At 30.9% G+C, this 19980-nt stretch carries 9 protein-coding genes; 4 read left to right on the top strand and 5 right to left on the bottom strand.

Translation table 11 applies throughout. From position 1 onward, the window contains the following. Nucleotides 1–113 precede the first annotated feature (113 nt). The 4 genes from H0I27_RS02425 (at nucleotide 114) to thrC (ending at nucleotide 6814) form a co-directional block, all read left to right on the top strand. The gene (locus H0I27_RS02425) at nucleotides 114–1673 is read left to right on the top strand and encodes a hypothetical protein (protein ID WP_218732341.1); all 1560 of its coding nucleotides are present in this window, start codon (nucleotides 114–116) and stop codon (nucleotides 1671–1673) included. Between the two features lie 317 nt (nucleotides 1674–1990). Beyond that, nucleotides 1991–4429, top strand: a complete 2439-nt coding sequence (thrA, locus tag H0I27_RS02420) for a bifunctional aspartate kinase/homoserine dehydrogenase I (RefSeq protein ID WP_218732340.1) — start codon at nucleotides 1991–1993, stop codon at nucleotides 4427–4429. A gap of 80 nt (nucleotides 4430–4509) precedes the next feature. After that, nucleotides 4510–5439: a homoserine kinase gene (locus H0I27_RS02415; protein ID WP_218732339.1), complete on the top strand. Its 930-nt coding sequence runs from the start codon at nucleotides 4510–4512 to the stop codon at nucleotides 5437–5439. 91 nt (nucleotides 5440–5530) lie between these two features. Beyond that, entirely contained in the window at nucleotides 5531–6814 is a 1284-nt protein-coding gene (gene thrC, locus H0I27_RS02410) for a threonine synthase (RefSeq protein ID WP_218732338.1), read from the top strand. A gap of 385 nt (nucleotides 6815–7199) precedes the next feature. Here thrC and H0I27_RS02405 read toward each other — a convergent pair whose 3' ends face one another. The 5 genes from H0I27_RS02405 to H0I27_RS02385 all read right to left on the bottom strand — a co-directional run bounded on the left by H0I27_RS02405 (nucleotide 7200) and on the right by H0I27_RS02385 (nucleotide 19809). Then, a complete protein-coding gene (locus H0I27_RS02405; RefSeq protein WP_218732337.1) occupies nucleotides 7200–8708 on the bottom strand; it encodes an OmpA family protein in 1509 nt (502 codons plus the stop codon). 31 nt (nucleotides 8709–8739) lie between these two features. After that, nucleotides 8740–9054 carry a hypothetical protein gene (locus tag H0I27_RS02400; protein WP_218732336.1) on the bottom strand — a complete coding sequence of 105 codons (315 nt, stop codon included), beginning with the start codon at nucleotides 9052–9054 and terminating at the stop codon, nucleotides 8740–8742. Between the two features lie 174 nt (nucleotides 9055–9228). Further along, on the bottom strand, nucleotides 9229–15651 hold the full coding sequence (locus H0I27_RS02395) for a T9SS type A sorting domain-containing protein (protein ID WP_218732335.1): 6423 nt from the start codon (nucleotides 15649–15651) through the stop codon (nucleotides 9229–9231). A gap of 565 nt (nucleotides 15652–16216) precedes the next feature. Next, nucleotides 16217–17734: a helix-turn-helix domain-containing protein gene (locus tag H0I27_RS02390; protein ID WP_218732334.1), complete on the bottom strand. Its 1518-nt coding sequence runs from the start codon at nucleotides 17732–17734 to the stop codon at nucleotides 16217–16219. A 584-nt stretch (nucleotides 17735–18318) separates the two neighbouring features. Then, nucleotides 18319–19809: a helix-turn-helix domain-containing protein gene (locus tag H0I27_RS02385; protein WP_218732333.1), complete on the bottom strand. Its 1491-nt coding sequence runs from the start codon at nucleotides 19807–19809 to the stop codon at nucleotides 18319–18321. Between the last annotated feature and the right edge of the window lie 171 nt (nucleotides 19810–19980).

Raw genomic sequence — 19980 nt, 5'->3', positions numbered from 1 at the left:
CTTATTTAAACTCAAATGTATATATCGAACTTAAAATAAATAGTTATTTTTACAGCTCCGTACGATTTCTAATATCACCTATAAAAACTTAAATACCTAATTGCCAGTTTTTTATGAGTAAAAATGTTACATTAGCCAATCAACAAAATGATGCTCTATTTGTTTTAATTAAGTCTTTAACTAAATCAGAAAAGAGGCAGTTTAACTTATATGTAGGAAGATTAGGTGGAAACATCGATGCTAAGTTTTTTTCTTTATTTAAATTTTTAGAAAAACTAAAGGTATATGATGAAAAAGTTATTATTGGCAGCGGAATTGTTTCTAAACAACAACTTTCTAACTTAAAGGCGCATTTATACAAACAAATTTTAATTAGTTTACGTTTAAACCCTGCTCATAAAAACGTACGAATTCAAATTAGAGAACAATTAGATTTTGCAACGGTATTATATCAAAAAGGACTCTACAAACAAAGTTTGAAACTTTTAGAAAAGGCCAAAAACATGGCTTTGGATAATGAGGAAAAAAATATAGCTTATGAAATTGTAGAACTAGAAAAGGTAATAGAAACACAATACATTACAAGGAGTTTAAGCAACAGAGCAAATCAACTATCTGTACAAGCAAAAGAATTAAGTCAAGACAATGTAATTCATAGTAAACTTTCTAATTTATCGCTACAGTTATACAGTCATTTAATACAAAACGGCTATGTAAAAAACGAAGAAGAATTACAGTTTGTTGATAAATATTTTAGCGACCGAATGCCAAAGTACGATTATCAAAAATTAGGATTTCGTGAAAAATTATGGCTATACAAGGCACATTTATGGCATAGTTTTTTGGTGCAAGACTTTTTATTAAGCTATAAATACGCTAAAAAATGTGTAGATTTATTTGACTGCCCTAAACTGATAAACACGCACCCAGTTTTTTATTTAAAATCTAAAAACTACCTATTAGAATCTTGTTTTCTCGTAAAAAAAGTATCAACCTTTAAAAAAGAACTTACCGCTTTTGAAGAGGAAATTGACAGGAAAGAAATACCAATGAATACCAATACAGAGTTGTTGATATTCTTGTATTTGTACGCTAACAAACTACACTTACACTTCTTAGAAGGCTCTTTTGAAAAAGGAGAATATCTTGTTGAAATTATTAATAATAAAATTGAAAAGTATAAAAACAGACTAGACAGTCATTTTATTGTTTTACTCTATTATAAAATAGCTTGCTTGTATTTTGGAATGGGTAAAAACAAATTGTGCATTATTTATTTACAAAAAATAATTCGCTCTAAGAACATAGGTTCTGCAGAGGACTTACAATGTTTTGCACGTATTTTAAACTTGATTGCACATTATGAATGTGGATTAGATTACGATCTAGAAAGACAGTTTGTAGATACCTACAAGTTCTTACTAAAAATGGAAAACCTACAAGAAGTACAAAAGGTTTTTCTAACTTCCATTAGAGATTTAAGTGATGTTTTTCCACATGAGATTAAAAATGAATTTAAGAAGATTCATGCCAAATTAAAAACATTTGAGAACCATCCGTATGAAAAAAGAGCCTTCTTATATTTAGACATCCTATCTTGGTTAGAAAGCAAAATTCAAAATAAACCGATTGCTTTAATAATTAAAGAAAAAATAAAACCAATTAACAAATAATCGTAAAACCATATTAGAAATAGCCTATTTTTAATAATACTGCATAAATCATTAAATTTTACGAAATAATCTCCATCAAAAGGGGAAATATTAAATAATACTCCTATTTTTGCTTTGTGAGTTTATCTAATACACATATTAATTCTTCTAAAACTACCAACGTAGTTTATACTTCTATGCGCACAATTACACGCACGATTACAACAATTACCCTTTAGGGGTTCTACTATATTCATATCACCACAGGTTATATATTGTTTCGGGTAAAAACGAAACAAACTCAAAAAAAATTTAATTACTTAAACTATTCATTAAAAATGAAAGTATTAAAATTTGGCGGTTCATCTGTCGCAAGTTCAGAGAAAATACAAAAAGTCTTAGCTATTGTTGAGGCTGCATCTAAAAAAGAAAAAATAGCCGTAGTAGTTTCTGCATTCGGAAAAACTACCGATAAATTATTAGCCGGTGCTAATGAAGCTTTAGAAGACATTACCACAGCTAAAGAAACATTAGAAACCATTAAAGAACTTCATTTTGAAGTAATTGATGATTTAATTGTAAAAAACAAAAAAGAAGTTCACGAAGAAATCACCTATTTATTCGATAGATTAACATCTATTTACGAAGGCGTTTTCTTATTGCAAGAATTATCTGACAAAACATTAGCAAAAGTATATAGTTTTGGAGAAAGACTATCATCTTACATTATTGCAAATGCTGCAAAAGAATTGTTTGACGCTGCTCATAAAGAAAGCAGAGATTTAATTATTACTAACAATGAATATTTAAATGCGCAGGTAAACTTTAAAGTCACTAATAATAATATTACTTCATTTTTTGAAAAAAATAAGCATCAGGTTGTTGTTTTAGGAGGTTTTATCTCTTCTAATATTTTTGAAGAAACAACTACTCTAGGCAGAGGTGGTTCTGATTTTACCGCTGCCATTTATGCTGCTGCTTTAGAAACAAATGAATTACAAATCTGGACAGACGTTTCTGGTATGTTCACTGCAAACCCTAGAGTTGTAAAGCACGCATATCCTATTTCAGAAATTTCTTATGAAGAAGCCATGGAATTGTCACATTTTGGAGCAAAAGTTTTGTACCCACCAACAATTCAACCTGCTTTAAGAAAAGGAATTGCTATTCGTATTAAAAACACGTTCGAACCAGAAAGCGCAGGAACTTTAATTTGTAAGAATCCAGAAAACGGAAATGAAGTAAAAGGTATTTCTCATATAGAAGACATTAGCTTAATCACTTTAGAAGGTGGTGGAATGGTTGGAATTCCTGGTTTTTCTAAACGCTTGTTCGAAACTCTTTCTGTCGCTAAAATAAATGTTGTTTTTATTACTCAAGCTTCATCAGAACACTCTATTTGTGTAGGAGTCTTTGAAAATGATGCAGCAAAAGCTAAAGAACTTTTAGACGATACCTTCAGTATAGAAATAGACAAGAAAAAAATAAAACCAATTATTGTTGAAAGTAATTTAGCAATTATTGCCGTAGTTGGTGAAAGCATGAAAAACTACCAAGGTTTAAGCGGACAAATGTTTAGCGCCTTAGGTAGAAACAATGTAAATGTTAGAGCAATTGCACAAGGTTCATCAGAAAAAAACATCTCTGCTGTAATTAATAAATATGATGCAAAAAAGGCTTTAAACACATTACATGAGCAATTCTTTGAAGAAAGAACGAAACAACTAAACTTGTTTGTAACTGGTGTTGGCAATGTTGGCGAACGCTTTTTAGCTCAAATACATCAACAAAAAAAGTTCTTAAAAGATAACTTAAAATTAAGTATTAAGGTTATTGGAATTGCGAATTCTAGAAAAATGGCTTTCGATGATAATGGTATCGATCTAAATAATTGGAAAGAAGCTTTAGAAAACGGAGAACCTACAACTTTAGACAGTTTTCATAAAAAAGTAAAAGAAAGCAACCATATTAATAGTGTTTTTATAGACAATACTGCAAATCAGCAAGTTTCTGAAATCTATGAAAAATATTTACGAGACAGTATTTCTGTTGTAACTTGTAATAAAATTGCTTGTGCTTCTAGCTTCGACAATTATAAAACCTTAAAACAAGTTTCTAGAAAATACAATGCTTCTTTCTTATTTGAAACAAATGTTGGTGCAGGTTTACCAATTATAGATACTTTAAAGAATTTAGTAAACTCTGGCGATAGAGTCAATAAAATTCAAGCAGTATTATCTGGAAGTTTAAATTTTGTTTTCAATAACTTTAATGCAGATTCAACTTTTCATGATGTAGTTGCTGCTGCTCAAAAAGAAGGATATACAGAACCAGATCCAAAGATTGATTTAAGTGGTGTTGATGTTGCTAGAAAAATCTTAATTTTAGCCAGAGAAAGTGGCTATAAAATGGAATTAGAAGACATTGCAAAAAATGCCTTTTTACCTGAAGACAGTTTAAAAACCACTAATAATGATGATTTTTACGCATCATTAACTAAAAACGAAGCACATTTTCAAAATATATTTAAAGAAGCAAACGACAAAGATTGCCGCTTAAAATATGTTGCAGAATTTGCTGATGGAAAAGCAAATGTTGGCTTACAACACATTCCGTCAGATCATCCTTTTTATAATTTAGAAGGAAGTGATAATATTGTGTTATTCTTTACAGACAGATACCCAGAAAACCCTTTAATTATAAAAGGTGCTGGTGCTGGTGCAGATGTTACTGCTTCTGGTATTTTTGCTGATGTAATTAGAATTGCAAATAAATAAAAAAGCATTCAGTTGGCAGTAGCAGTTTTCAGTTAACAACTGACTGAAAACTGAATACTGTAGACTGCAAACTAAAAAATATGGATTATTTAAAAATTTTTGCTCCCGCTACTGTTGCTAATGTTTCTTGCGGATTCGATTCTCTAGGTTTTGCTGTTGATGCAATTGGAGATGAAATGACTTTTACAAAAACAACTGAAAAAGGCGTTAAAATAACAAATATTACCGGTGCAAATTTAACATACAATGTTGATGAAAATGCTGCAAGTGCCGTTGTTAAAAAAATACTGAATGAAGCAAACGCAGATTTTGGAATCGAATTAACAATTCACAAAGGCTTTTCTCCAGGAAGTGGCTTAGGAAGTTCTGCCGCTAGTGCTGCTGGTGCTGCTTTTGGTGCAAATCAATTATTAGGTAATATTTATTCGGATTTAGAATTGACAAAATTTGCCATGTTTGGTGAAGAAGTAGCTTGCGGAACTCCAATTGCCGACAATGTTTCGGCTGCAATTTATGGAGGTTTTGTTTTAGTAAGAAGCTATAGTCCTTTAGAAATTATAAAATTACCGGTTCCTAGTGAATTAAGAGTTGTGGCAATTCATCCGCAGGTAGAAGTAAAAACAAAAGATGCTAGAGAAGTTTTACCTACAGAAATAGCTTTGAAAGATGCTGTTACACAATGGGCTAATGTTGGTGGTTTAATTAGCGGTTTATACTCTGATAACTACAACTTAATCAGTAATTCTTTAGTAGATATTATTGTAGAACCTCATCGTAAAAAATTAATTCCACATTTTGACGATGTTAAAAACGCAGCCATAAAAGCAGGTGCTTTAGGTGCAGGAATTAGTGGTTCCGGCCCCACAATTTTCGCGCTTTGTAAAGGTGATGAAATTGCCAATAAGGTTTACAAAAGCATCGAAGAAAGCTATAAAAACACAGGAATCGCCTTTGAAATGTTTATTTCTAAAGTGAATCATGAAGGAATGAAAATATTAAAACAAAATTAATCGTCATTACGAAGGGAAAATGACAGAAGTAATCTCTTTATAGCAAACAGATTACTTCGTTCCTCTCGCAATGACTAATAATCAACAAAAAATGAACTACTACAGTTTACACCATAAATCGCCAAAATCAACATTTAAAAACGCAGTTGTAGAAGGCTTAGCAAAAGATAGAGGAATTTATTTTCCTGATAATATTCAACAGCTTTCAAAAGATTTTATCGAAAACATTTCTGATTATTCGAATCATGAAATTGCTTATGAAGTAATTAAACAGTTTGTAGGAGATGAAATTCCTGCTGAAAAATTAAAAGACATTGTTGCAAAAACGGTTTCTTTCGATTTTCCCTTGGTAAAAGTGGATGATAATATTGCTTCTTTAGAATTGTTTCATGGTCCAACCATGGCTTTTAAAGACGTTGGCGCAAAATTTATGGCACAATGTTTAGAGTATTTTAATAAAGATAATGACGATGAAGTTACTGTTTTAGTAGCAACTTCTGGAGATACTGGTGGTGCAGTTGCAAACGGATTTTTAGGCGCAAAAGGCGTAAACGTTGTTATTTTATATCCTTCAGGAAAAGTAAGTGACATTCAAGAAAAACAATTAACAACTCTTGGTCAGAATATTACTGCTTTAGAAGTTGATGGAGTTTTTGATGATTGTCAAGAAATGGTAAAAACTGCTTTTTTAGATGAAGAAATTACAAAAACATTAACCTCAGCAAATTCTATAAACGTTGCACGTTGGTTACCACAAATGTTTTACTTTTTCTTTGCTTATAAAGAATTACACAAAAAACACAAAGATTTAATCTTTTCTGTACCAAGCGGAAACTTCGGAAACATCTGTGCAGGAATTATGGCTCAAAAATTAGGTTTACCTATCAAACACTTTGTAGCTTCTACAAACGTAAATGATACCGTACCTAATTATTTAGTAGACGGAATTTACAAACCAAAACCATCTAAAGCAACCATCTCTAACGCTATGGACGTTGGTAACCCAAGTAACTTTATCAGAATACAAGAATTATTCAATAATGATTTAGAAGCTCTTAAAAGTGCTTTTTCTTCGTATAGTTTTTCTGATGATGAAACGCGTGCCACTATGAAAGAAATTTATTCAAACTCTGGTTATGTTGCAGATCCTCATGGAGCCGTTGGTTATTTAGGATTAAAAAAACATGGATTAAAAGAAAACGAATTTGGTGTTTTCTTAGAAACAGCTCATCCAGTAAAGTTTTTAGATGTTGTAGAAGAAACCTTACCCGTTAAAGTAGAAATACCAGCACAAATTAAAAAAGTAATCAACAATACTAAAGTTGCTATAAAAGCTTCTAGCTATGAAGATTTAAAGGCTTATTTGATGAAATAATCAAATAAGTTCCTTTTATAAAAATAAAAACTCCTAACAATTTAAATTGTTAGGAGTTTTTATTTTAAATACGTTCTAAATCCTTTTAAGTAATTTTAGTACACAACGCTAGATTTCTTATTTAATATTGCCTTTTTATTTGTTTTTGTCATATATTTTCCGAAACAGTAACAATATAGTTAACATGATTACAAAAAATAATATAATTCCAAAATTCCCAGAAACTTCACTTTTAGGAGTTATTAAGCTTATCATCATTAAATTTATAATTTAATTAATTTTGTTACTAAAACACCTACTCACTTTCAAAATAAAGGTAGCATTTAATAAAATCTTTTTTAACACTACCTTTTTCACTAGATACAACATTTAGTTTTCATCTATTTCAATCAATTCTTTTTACTGGTACTGTCGCATTTATTGGTTTAATTTCAACCCTTCTATTTAATTGTCTACCTCCAGCATTCTCGTTAGAGAATTTAGGTCTAGATTCACCATAACCTTTAGGTTCTAATCTTTCGTTAGCAATACCTTGTTTGATCATGTATTTTCTTACACTTTCTGCTCTTCTTTGAGATAAATATAAGTTGTATCTATCACTATTTCTACTATCTGTATGACCTTCAATAACAAATCTTACATCAGGTACTTGTTTCATTAGTCCTACGATTTCATCAATAGTACTATAAGACACTAACTTAATTACATCTTTATTGGTATCAAAGTAAATACTAGTAGCTAACAATCCAATTTGTTGTGTAATGTTAACAGGAGCTACTGCTTCTTGTTTAGGACAACCTCTGTTTTCTACTGGACCTGGAGTATTAGGACATAAATCTTTTGCATCCATTACACCGTCTCCGTCTGTATCTATATTTAAAGGACAACCTTCATTTGATAGTGGTCCATATTCTAAAGGACATTTATCTTTGTAATCTGGTAAACCATCTCCGTCTGTATCTACAGCCTGACCGTTACCATATACCATTGCACCTTTTGGAGTGTTTGGCTCTACATCTAATTCATCCATTACACCATCGTTATCTGTATCAACAATTTTAAATTGTGCTCCAGGAGCTTCTTCAGCAGCCCATATAATGTATTCTTTTTTCTTTCCTAATTTAAAAACAACTCCTAAACTAGTCACAAAAAAGCTTTCCCAAGTTTGTTTATCAGAAACAGCTGCGTCTAAATGATCTTCATTATTAAAGTACATTCCTGTTCTAAATTCTAGATCTAATCTTCTACTTATTTTTCTTTTTACACCTAGTTGTGCAGATAAAAAGATAGAACTTGCTTCATTTACACTATTTCTATCAGGGTTGTAACCAAAGTCAACTAAAAGTTCATCTGGTGTTGCTCCTGTTGGATCTGTTTTATAAAGAGCAGAATCATATTGATGATATCCAACTCCAAAATATCCTGTAGCACGCCATTTAGTAGACTCTCTTTTAAACATATTTGTAAAACTTACGATTAAATTTAACTCAGCACCATAAGATCTACCTTCAAAGCGAAAATCAGCATCACTAATAACATTATTTGGTACATATCTGAGAGAATATCCGTTTGAGAATGATTGTACTCCTCCAGACATTTTAGTATATGTAGCTTTAAGTTCTAAACCTAAGATTGGGTTGAACATTTTATCTACATAAATATAACCACCGAAATTCCAATAATTAAAATCATCAGCAACGCTTATAGAACGTAGATCTCCATGCATGATAAAATTACTAAAACCACCACCAATTGCCCAGGTGTTATTGTCTTTAATAATGTCCTTACCTTTTACTTCGGTACTGTCTGTGTTTATGATGTTTTTTTCGGTAGATTGACCGAATGATTGTGTAATAATAAAAGTACTAAATAGAATATATAAAAAACTTCTCATCAATGTTGTTTTATATCAGTTAAAAATTAACTTAGTTATTATTTTGAATTGTAAAAACAACCTTACGCTTTACTTTAGAAAACAGTAGTATTACAAATACATTTTTACATTCATATTTTTTAGTAAGAATAGGTATTCCTTTATAAAAATAACTTTTAAGTAAACGATTAATTTTTTTTGAATTACAAATAGGGCAATTTTTTGAATGGTACTTACTGGATTTTGCCCTAATAAGTAGTATTCCATAAATAACAGCAATAATTAGTAATGTAATTACTCCTGAATCAATAGGAAGTCCTGGAGGTGGTGGTGGTCCCATTGGTGGTGGTACTTGTAAAAAAATCATATATTCTTCTTTTTTTAAAAAGGCTCAATAGAAAAGAGTTTAGTTCTATGGGGATTGAACTAAAAATTACAATTAAAAGGAGAAACTTACTTAAAACCTCTCTAATTAATCTTTTCTATTATAGCCTTATTTCTATTCGTTTTTTGTATTTTTAGAAAAACTATCTCTACTTTTTTATTCTACTACAACTTTCTTATTTATGATACCATTATCCGTGTTTATTTTTACGATGTAAATACCTGTTGGAATTTGCTTTTCAATCTCTAATTGGTAAGACGTTTTCTGTTCATTAATATTCCAAAAGCTTACTTTTTTACCTAGAATATCAAACAATTCTACTTTGTGAAGGTTTAAGTCTAGATTTTTAGAAATTACAATACTATGGTTCTTATTATCCGAATAAATATGAAGACCATTGGACCAAACATTTCCTTCTAAACCAAGCACACCAATCTCTCTAAAAGCAAGTACGAAACGATCTGAATAAATACCTTTTTCTATGGCTACAGTAACTTTTCCATCTGTAATATTATAAGAGGTATTGGTTAATTTATCTATTATATAAACATTTTTATTAATTGCATTCCATTCATCTATACCAAACGTTACTTCTCCGTTTTTAGACATTAGCAATTCTAAAGGCACTTCTAAATCATCAGAAATACTTTGTACACCAGCAATTACATATTTACTATCATCACCTGGAAACTTCCAATAAAGATCCGTAGTTCCGATATCAAAAATTCCGGTATCATATCCTTTATCAAACTCAAATGAATTGTTATTTTTAAAAGAAACACCTAATTGTCTATGCAGTCCTAAATTATCATCATTAACATAATCCATTCCTAATTTAATAATAGGTAACGTATTTTGATAAGTTGTTGTTTTAGTACTAGATTCCTTGTTTTCACTTTTAAAGAAATGAGAATTTGCTCCTTCTTGCATATACTCTCTCTGGCTATTGTTAAATTTAATATTATCTACACCTGTAGAGGCCACATCATCTCCTTCTATAAAGAATCCTTGGCCGATAGCAATAAAAGCTTTTGGCGCTGTATAAGAACCACTCCCTAAACTCGGAGCACCATCGTTAGGGTCATCAGCGTTTATCGATACATTATTAGCCGCAGTTCCCATAGATAGGTTTCTTACTCCATAACCTCCAATATACCCACCATAATAATGACCTCTAATATCGTTATCCCCTAAAACACTTTGTTCATGCTCCCAGAAATATAAACTACCAGTACTTGTGTCTAAATTATCTTCTATAAACTTTTTAACACTTATAGCAGATGCATACGGATTTCCTATTAAATAAGATTCTCCTGCACCAATAGTCGTTTCTAACAAACCGTCTTTTGGCATACCTACAAACGTATAGTTTTGTCCATTTGTATTTTGATTTTCACTCCCTGGTCCTTTAAAGATAAATCCATCTGTTTGTTTGATATCCCCAGATTTATACATGTGGTTCCAATTAGATCTTCCATCTGAAGATGCTGTGTAATTATAAATCCAGTAATCTGCAATTTCTATAGGAGATTTTGTATAATCTCCATCATAACCAGCTACAAAAGTAATGTCTGTAATCGCAGAAATATCACTTAATGGTATTGTTCCGTCTTTTAAAACATCTTCTATAGAGTAGGTTATAGCTCCGATAGTATTTACAGGAGAACTTAAATAGTTATATCTGTATCTACTTGGTATTGTAGAGTTTTGGTCTATTAACAATTTACCACCTCCTGTTACTTTAGACTCAGTTGTATGCGTTTGTATTAACTGAGATTTGTTAGTATCATCAGAACTAATTAATCTAATTTCATCATTAGTAGCTGTTATTACTACTTCATTGGTAACTACTAATAAATTATCCGTAACACTAAGTGTACTTCCGTTTCTTACCTCTAACTTTCTTGCACTTAATTTATTTAAGACATTATCATTGTGATTATAATCTTCTGAAACCTTTACATTTCTAGATCTATCTGGGTATCCATTAGACCAAATAGTATTATTTGCATCATTTGGGTCTGTAATTCTATCAGTTAATTTAATTCTATGCAAACCTAATCTAATATTTGCTTCTGCATTTGCATTTGCAATCTCAGAAATTAATGGCGCATGTGCATGACGCTCTACATCATTTATATCATCTAATGGATTAGAATAAGATTCAATTGCATCGTCTATAAAAATCACCCATTCATCAGCTTCATAGTCTTTATTTGGTACTAATGTTTCATCTATTCTTACGTAAGAAGTGTTATCTGCAAAAGATAGAACAACATCATATCTATTTTCGTAAGAAGTAGCGTCATTTGTTGTAGACAACGTAATCATATCATCTCCTCCAGAAAAAGTTGTTAAATTATCATCAGTTATAATTCTAGATGCTTCAGAATCTTCAATATTTGTTATTGTATTTCCTGTCTTTTTAAACAATATAGATTTACCAGCAGCTAATGCTGAAGAAAAAGTGTACGATGCAGTAGGTGCTGTTGTTTGCGCTCCTATCCTATCTGTATACAATTGAACCTTAATTAAATTAGCAGGAATATCTGTGTTACCAATATTAGTAACTTCTATCCATTTTTCTGTTCCTTTTTGATATACTTGTGTAATCATTGGTACTCCACTCAGTTCTGTATCTCTATAATCTACATCGCCATTAAATAATACATCGCCATCTGTATCTGTAAAGTCTGTTTTTGGGTCTTCGAAAATTCCGTTAACATCTTCATAGCCTTGGTCGTTTCCATCCGTTTCTGCATTATCTACTAATCCATTTGTTCCTAAGTTGCCAGTTACCATTCCGATTCCATCATTAGGAAAATTACTACCAGACTCAACTACATCATAATCACCATCATTGTCAGCATCTAAATCAATATAATCTGGAACTCCATCTTCATCGGTATCTACAGGTATTAAACCTCCTGTATAAGCTGTATCTACACCATCTCCATCATAATCACCATTTGGAGTAATATAACCTACTGTAGTTTGTGCTTCAATATTGTCTGGAATACCATCATTATCACTATCTAAATCTAAATGATTTGGGAGTCCATCTCCATCTGTATCTAATTCTAAAGGAAGATTAGAACAAAAATCGTTAAATCGTATAATTTGATAATTTACACTACCTCCGGTTGAAGCAGTATAACCAAAATAAACGTTACTAACTCCACCAAAATAACTAGTGACTGGATTAGATGTTGGAAATGTATAACTACCTGCAGTGGTTCCTCCAACAGTATAAGATAGGTTTTTGGTTGTGGCATTCCAAGTGATAACAACTTCTTTCCATGTTCCATCTTCTACATTTCCCAAGCTTATAGCTGATGTTAAAAACCCAGCACCTGCTTGATTATCAGCTACCCAAATCTGGCCATGATCATCTGAGATATCTCCTGCTCCACTACCATTATCGTAAGTATCAATTTCAAGTACTATTCCATTTTCTATATCTAACGCACCTAAACCTCCTCCTGTAGCTCCTGTAGCATTTTGTCCATCGGGATCATTATGAAAAACTGTTGCTATTCCATCTGCGCCATTAGCATCATTGGTACCTAAGTAAGCTTCATAACTAATAACAAAATCTTTAGCAAAATCTACTTTTCCGTTACTCCAAGCTTGTCCTGACTGGCCATTATTATTGGTAGTTAATTGAATCATATTGGTGCCAGCTTGAAGTGCTGATCCATTTAATTGAAAAATGTCATCTACACTCGTAGTGGATGAGAACCCTCTTTCTACACAATCTAAAATACCATCGTTATCATCATCTAAGTCGCAAACATCAGAAACCCCATCACCATCTGTATCTATACCAGTAGAACAAGCACAAGCATCTGCTATGCTAGCATCCTGTGAATTTCCAATAGTTTGATTTCCTGCAACTGTTACACCGTTTTCATCAACAGCTCCTGATAACATATTGTTCTCATCTAAATCACTTGCTATAAAGTTTCCGCTTCCTTCTAACGCATCCGGACATCCATCATTATCACTATCTGTATCTAAATAATTTGGTGTGCCATCTCCATCTGTATCTAAATTACATGTAACACTAACATTAGTACAATTCATAAACTCAGGATCCACACTTGCAGGTGCAAATTCATGGGATGTTGTATTGCTAGGAGCAGTATTTTCTGTATCAAAAGTTGAACTAATAGAATTTGAACTGTCATAAAAATTTAATTGCTCTGTAGCAGAACCACTAAAAGTACTTTGGTTAGTTGTACTTCCTGTAAAATAGAATTGCCCATTTGCTCCCGTCATTGTACCACTATTCCTAAAATTTACACCAACAACAAGACCATTGTTTTTCCAAACTCCACTATTAGAAGTTTCACCACTATTTACATAAACTTTTCCATTGTTTACAAAGTCAATATTAGAATTATTATTAAAACCTAAATCTGCAATTAGTGTACAACCATTTGTTGTGGTTGAGTTAGCGTTTATATTAATAAAACCAGTAGAATGTAGCGTCCCATAATTAAGAAATGCCCCGTTGGGATTAAAATTATTATCATTCTCAATAGTAAACATACCATAGTTATTTACTTGAGTACCATTATTAGAACTAAACTCCTGCTCTGCAATTATGGTTCCATAATTATAAAAATTTGAATTAGCTCCTAAAGTAAACGTAGTTGAAAAATGCATTTCTGCACCTTTATAGTTATAAAATTGTGCTTCACCATTAAAATTAACACCCTGTGTAAAATTTACTAGCCCGTAACTTCTATTATTTAAGAAAAAACCTGTATTAATAGATAAGCTTCCAAAATTTATAGTCCCCAAATTATAAACAGCTCCTGATGGGCTATTGAAATTAGAGGGTGAAAAGGTTGCACCCTCCCCTACATATATTTTAGCACCAGAAGGGAAACTATTAATTCCTCCTGTAAACGTTGTACCTGGTCTGATGTACAGAATCTCTCCAGAAGACATGTTGATATTATTAGCTGTTTCATCATAATCCCACGAATCAGGGATGTAGTCTGAAAAATCTCTACACTCATCTTCATCTAAAATACCATCGTTATCATTATCTAAATCACATGCGTCGGCAACACCATCTCCGTCTGTATCTGTACCAAATGTAGCTGTAATTGTTGCTTGATTACTTCTATACGCTTCATCATTATATGGAGATTCAAGACCTTTTACATTATAGCTTATTGTAGATTCTCCATAAAAACCAGTAACTGGGGTAAAAGTGGCTAATGATGTAGTAGCATTAAAACTCCATGTTCCTTCTCCCGAAATCGTATAAGACTGCCCTTGAGAAGTCCCTAAAGCATCTATAAATTGAAAAGAAGTTGGGTCTATATTAGTGCTAGCCGCAACAAGTGAGGTATTGTGAGCCAAATCATTTAATAATGGATTTACACTACTAGCCGTTCCATTTCCACAATACTCCATAGCATCTGGTTCTGCTTCTGCACCATAAGGCAATGTGATTTTTAAGTTTTTTATTAAGTGATTGTTATTAGCTCCTCCTGTAGAAGCCGCAAAACCAAATCTAAAATAATCTGGAACCGTAGCATCTAAAGTATGTGTTGTACTTGCTCCTGCTGATGAACCTGCTGCATCTGTATAATCTGAAACTGCAGGGTTTGCATTTTCCGTATATACTAAAGACTCTGGATAATAAAAATTATCTATAACTGTAGTAACAATAGTACCATGTTGAATTTTAACCGTAATATTAAAACCACCTGATGGATTAGGCACTAAATCTATAAAGCATTTTCTATAGTTAGCATCACCTTCACTAGTACTAAGGCCACTTGTAGCAAATTCAAAATCATCGCTTAATCCGGCCCCAAAAGTATAAGACCCATCTGTTGTATCTATTTCTGCAGAACCTATAGTACCAGAGTAATTTTTAGTAGATTGTGTTATTAAAACCGGATATCCTGTATAACCTGATCGCAAACCATTACTAACATTAATTACTTTCCCTTTAGCCCCTCTTAAGGTTACGTGACTTTTACTACCAGAAAATCCACTAGAAATAGTAGGATGTAAAACACCATTTTTCCTTTCGTTATCGGCAAATCTTTGATTTTTAAAATTCCCATATTGATCTATACCAACAGCCAAATAAGCCCCCTCTAAACCCATATACCTTTCTGCCGAGCTCGCGCTACCTACATTTCCTAAAACTCTATTGTACGTATACCCTAAAGAACTACTCGTTCCTCCAATGTTTGGTGTTCCAACAGATTGGTCAAACAAAAAGAATGTGATACCATCAGCACCACTACTACTATCATATATTTGAAACTCAAATTCGATTTGAAATCCACTATTAGAACCAAACTTTTTATCATTTACATATACGGCTCCAAATTGATTGTTTAACTTCTCTGTTAATAAAAGCCCATTAGTTGTAAATTGTGCACTATTAAAAATAGTAGTAGAAGGAGATGTTAACAAGGTAACATTACTTGGTTGCACACCACTAGTAAATGTTTCCTCATAAGGAAAATCTCCATAAGTTTGAGATTGTGTTTGAAAAACCATCAATAATACACCCCAAAATAATAAGTAATACTTTTTCATAAAATTATTTTTTAACTCAATAGTAAAATTTAGATCACAAAATGAAATTGCGATTTTTCTGTTCTTGTGTTTTTATTCTGATTCCCACCTCCAAACAACCCCTATAGCATTTTAAAATGAAACAACACTTCGTTTGCTTGCATAAATACCATGGGGCTGAAGGGGTAATAAATTTTTGTTTTTAATTATTTCTAAAAAAAACTTTCCGCAAAAGTATAACACCATCTGCTTGTTACAAACCTACAGAATAGCTGTTTTCCGTAAAACGGATACCATACAAACAATTAATAAACAATCGATTACCTATTTGTAGTAAGAAATTAACTACAGCACTATTAATAGCTATTTTATTTATAAAAAATGAAGACTTGAATCTCTTCTAAGATTAAAAAGACAAATTAAATAACGTAGCAATAACTAAATAGCTAACCATTATTTAAAAGAAAAAATAGTACAATAAATGACGATTAAGAATTCTAAAAACCAAAGCAAACCAGAAAAGTTGCTTCTATCTAAAATTAGCATAAAAACAACTTGTGTAACTAGATTAATTGAAACACTTTTTTTAAGATGAAATAGTATCATCTTTAAGATTATGAATAAATTCTGAAGGACTGACACCAAGAATACTTTTAAAACTTGCAGAGAACTTACTATGAGAAGAAAAACCACACTCTTCCGCTAAATAACTAATTTTATAATTCAAGTACTCTTTATCCGTTATTAGTTTTTCTTTAATGTAATATATTCTCAACCTAATAATATAATTATTGTAATCTGTGTTTTTGTTATTCTTAAGAAACCTTCTAAAATATTTAGAATTGATATTTAACAAACCCAACAATTTAGGTAAAGACATATTCTTATCTAAAAACAGATCAGATTCTTCAAACTCTTTTAATTTGGTTTCAAGGTAATCCTCTGTCTTTTGAGAAATTGTAAAATCTGATGATTTATCACTAACTTCAACAGAGTCCTCTTCTTTAGTAATACTTCTTTTTCTTCTGATAAAATAAAATCCGAAAGCAGAAAGTAACAACATAAGTATTATAACGTAGATTTTATTGTTAGATGATTTTTTATCTGAACGCTCATTTAACGAATTATAAGCACTATTTATCATCAATCTTTTTTCTGCTGTATTTTTAGCTAACTGAGTGTTATATTTAGAATTATAAATAGTAAAACTATCAATTTCTTTAATTTGATAATAATACTCAGACACACTTCTAAATACACGCTGTTTTAAAGAACCATGATTACTATCTTTAGAAATAGAAAGAGATCTCTTTAAATAAACACCAGCACTATCTAAATTCTTAGATTCTAAAAAAGCATTACCTAAACTTTGATAAATTAAAGACGCCCATATCGTATTGCCTGCTCCAGCATCATTTATAAAAAAGTTGGCCTTAGAAAAATGAGATATAGCCTGATCAACGTCACCTAAAAACAAATAAGAACGCCCTAACATTTCTTCTGCATTAGCCATTACAAAACATTTTGTCTGTGCATTCTCTTCTTTTTCAAACGTAAGCATTGCCAACTGTAAGTATTCTATCGTTTTTTTATAATCCTTTTCCTCTAGTGCAAATTCCGCGAGCTCTTGATTACACATAGCAATATAATTGACCACTTGTTTTTTATCAGAAAAAAGGCGACTAACTTTTATCCCTTCATTTAAAAAACTTTTCCCCTTATCTAAAAAACCAATCATCCGATACTGCGTAGCTAAAAAACCATAATTTCTAGCTAATAAGACATATTCTTTTGCTTCTTTCGCTATTTCTAAAACTTCCAACGCCTTAATAATTGCTTCTCCTCTTTTTTCTTGTTTTGCTAAAATATCAGCAACAAGCATTAATGATTTAATTTTTTGATATTTGTTGACAGAATATAGAGAAAGGGAATCTGCTAAGTGAATTGCTTTAACAGGATTTGCGGAAGAAATATTTACAGCAACATGGTAATATATAGAGTCAAATTTTTTAGATTGATTCTGTATTTGAGAAAAAACAGAAGATGGGAGTAAAAATAAAAACGTAAAAAAAAATGGTATATTAATTTTTTTTCTAAAAATCATTCTTTTAAATCAAGGTTAAAATTGGTGCACAAAACAAATTTCATTTTCTGTATTTTTGTTCTTTATTATCTTTCTAGTTAAATAGTTTTATACATCCTAAAATTTTAAGATATAATCAATTCTAAATTTCTAGATAGTTATCGTTCAAAAACAACATTAACGATATTTAAGAACCTAAAGAATACATGTTTTTTAATTAAATATTTAGGGGAAGAAAAAGGTATTAATATTTAATTACTATTTGAAAAAGAACTTTTCACAAAAGTATACTAGAATCTTTCTATTAAAAAGCTACCCACTGTCTGTTTTCCGTAAAACAGACAGTCCGCAAACACCATATAAACAAGCAACTATAAGTTATCCACTAAAAAAAACAATTACAACACAATCAAAAAAGAGTTTGTTACGTAAAAAAAAACAACTTTACACCTTTTAAGAATTAATGAATTTAAACTGTTTTAACGCTCTAATTTTAGGGTAAAAAAAAACTATAAAAATTAGAAAAGAATAAGCAATATATATATATATATAACTAAAATACATAAAGGAATAAGCTTGCACCAAGATTAAATGAAGTACCTTTTTTAAGACGAAACCTCATCTTCTTTAAGCTTATTAATAAATTTTGAAGGACTGATACCAAGAACGCTTTTAAAACTTGCAGAAAATTTACTATGAGAAGAAAAACCACACTCTTCAGCTAAATAACTAATTTTATAATTTAAGTACTCTTTATCTGTTTTTAATTTCTCTTTAATATATTGTATTCTTAACTCATTAATATAATTAGTATAATCTGTATTTTTGTTATCCTTAAGATACCTTCTAAAATATTTAGAATTGATATTTAACAAGCCTAATAATTTAGGTAAAGACATATTCTTATCTAAAAACTCATCCGACTCCTCAAATTCTTTTAATTTGGCTTCAAGGTAATTCTCTGTCTTTCGAGAAATGGTGAAATCTGATGATTTACTACCAACATCAACAGGATCCTTCTGTCTAGTAGTACTTGTTTTTTTTCTGATAAAGTAAAAACCAAAAGCAGAAAACAATACTATAAACACTACTACATACATTATTGTACCGTTCGATTTATTTTTACCTGGGCGCTCTTGTAGTGAATTGTAAGCACTATTTATCATCAATCTTTTTTCTGCTGTATTTTTAGCTAACTGAGTATTATATTTAGTATTATACAACGTAAAACTATCTATTTCTTTAATTTGAGAGTAATACTCAGACACACTTTTAAATACACGTTGTTTTAAAGAACCATGATTACTATTTTTTGAAATAGAAAGCGATCTCTTTAAATAAACACCAGCACTATCTAAATTCTTAGATTCTAAAAATGCATTTCCTAAACTTTGATATATTAAAGAGGCCCATATGGTATTACCTGCTCCCGCTTCATTTATAAAAAAATTGGACTTAGAAAAATGAGATATAGCCTTATCAACATCACCTAAAAACAAATAAGAACGTCCTAACATCTCTTCCGCATTAGCCAATACAAAACATCTAGTCTGTGCATCTTCTTCTTTCTCAAACGTAAGCATTGCTAACTGTAGGTGTTCTATCGTTTTTTTATAATCTTTTTCTTCTAATGCAAACTCAGCTAATTCTTGATTGCACATAGCAACATAACTGACTACTTGTTTTTTATCAGAAAAAAGGCTACTAACTTTTATTCCTTCATTCAAAAAACTTTTCCCTTTATCTAAAAAGCCAATCATTCTATATTGTGTAGCCAAAAAACCATAATTTCTAGCGAGTAAAACATATTCTTTTGCATCTTTCGCTATCTCTGAAACCTCCAACGCCTTAATAATCGCTTCTCCTCTTTTTTCTTGTTTAGCTAAAATATCTGCAATAAGCATTAGCGATTTAATTTTTTGCTGTTTATTGGCAGAATATAAAGAAAGAGAATCTGCTAAGTGAATTGCTTTAATAGGATTTGCAGAAGAAATATTTACAGCAACCTGATAATAGATAGAGTCAAATTTTTTAGACTGATTCTCTATTTGAGAAAAAACAGAAAAAGGAATTAAGAATAGAAGTAAAAAACGCATTTATACTGAAAATTTTTAATTTTAGTATCTCTAAAAATGACTATAAGCAAGTAATAAAACTAATCAATAGGATACATTTTCATTTTAAAGTATAAAGGTAAAATAATTATTTAATTTGAAACACAAAACATCTTAAAACAAAAGGTAAAAACAAAAAAAGGATAACATTAA

The organism is Polaribacter sp. HaHaR_3_91 (genome assembly GCF_019278525.1).
Lineage (GTDB): Bacteria > Bacteroidota > Bacteroidia > Flavobacteriales > Flavobacteriaceae > Polaribacter.
This window is presented reverse-complemented; position numbering and strand designations above follow the sequence as displayed.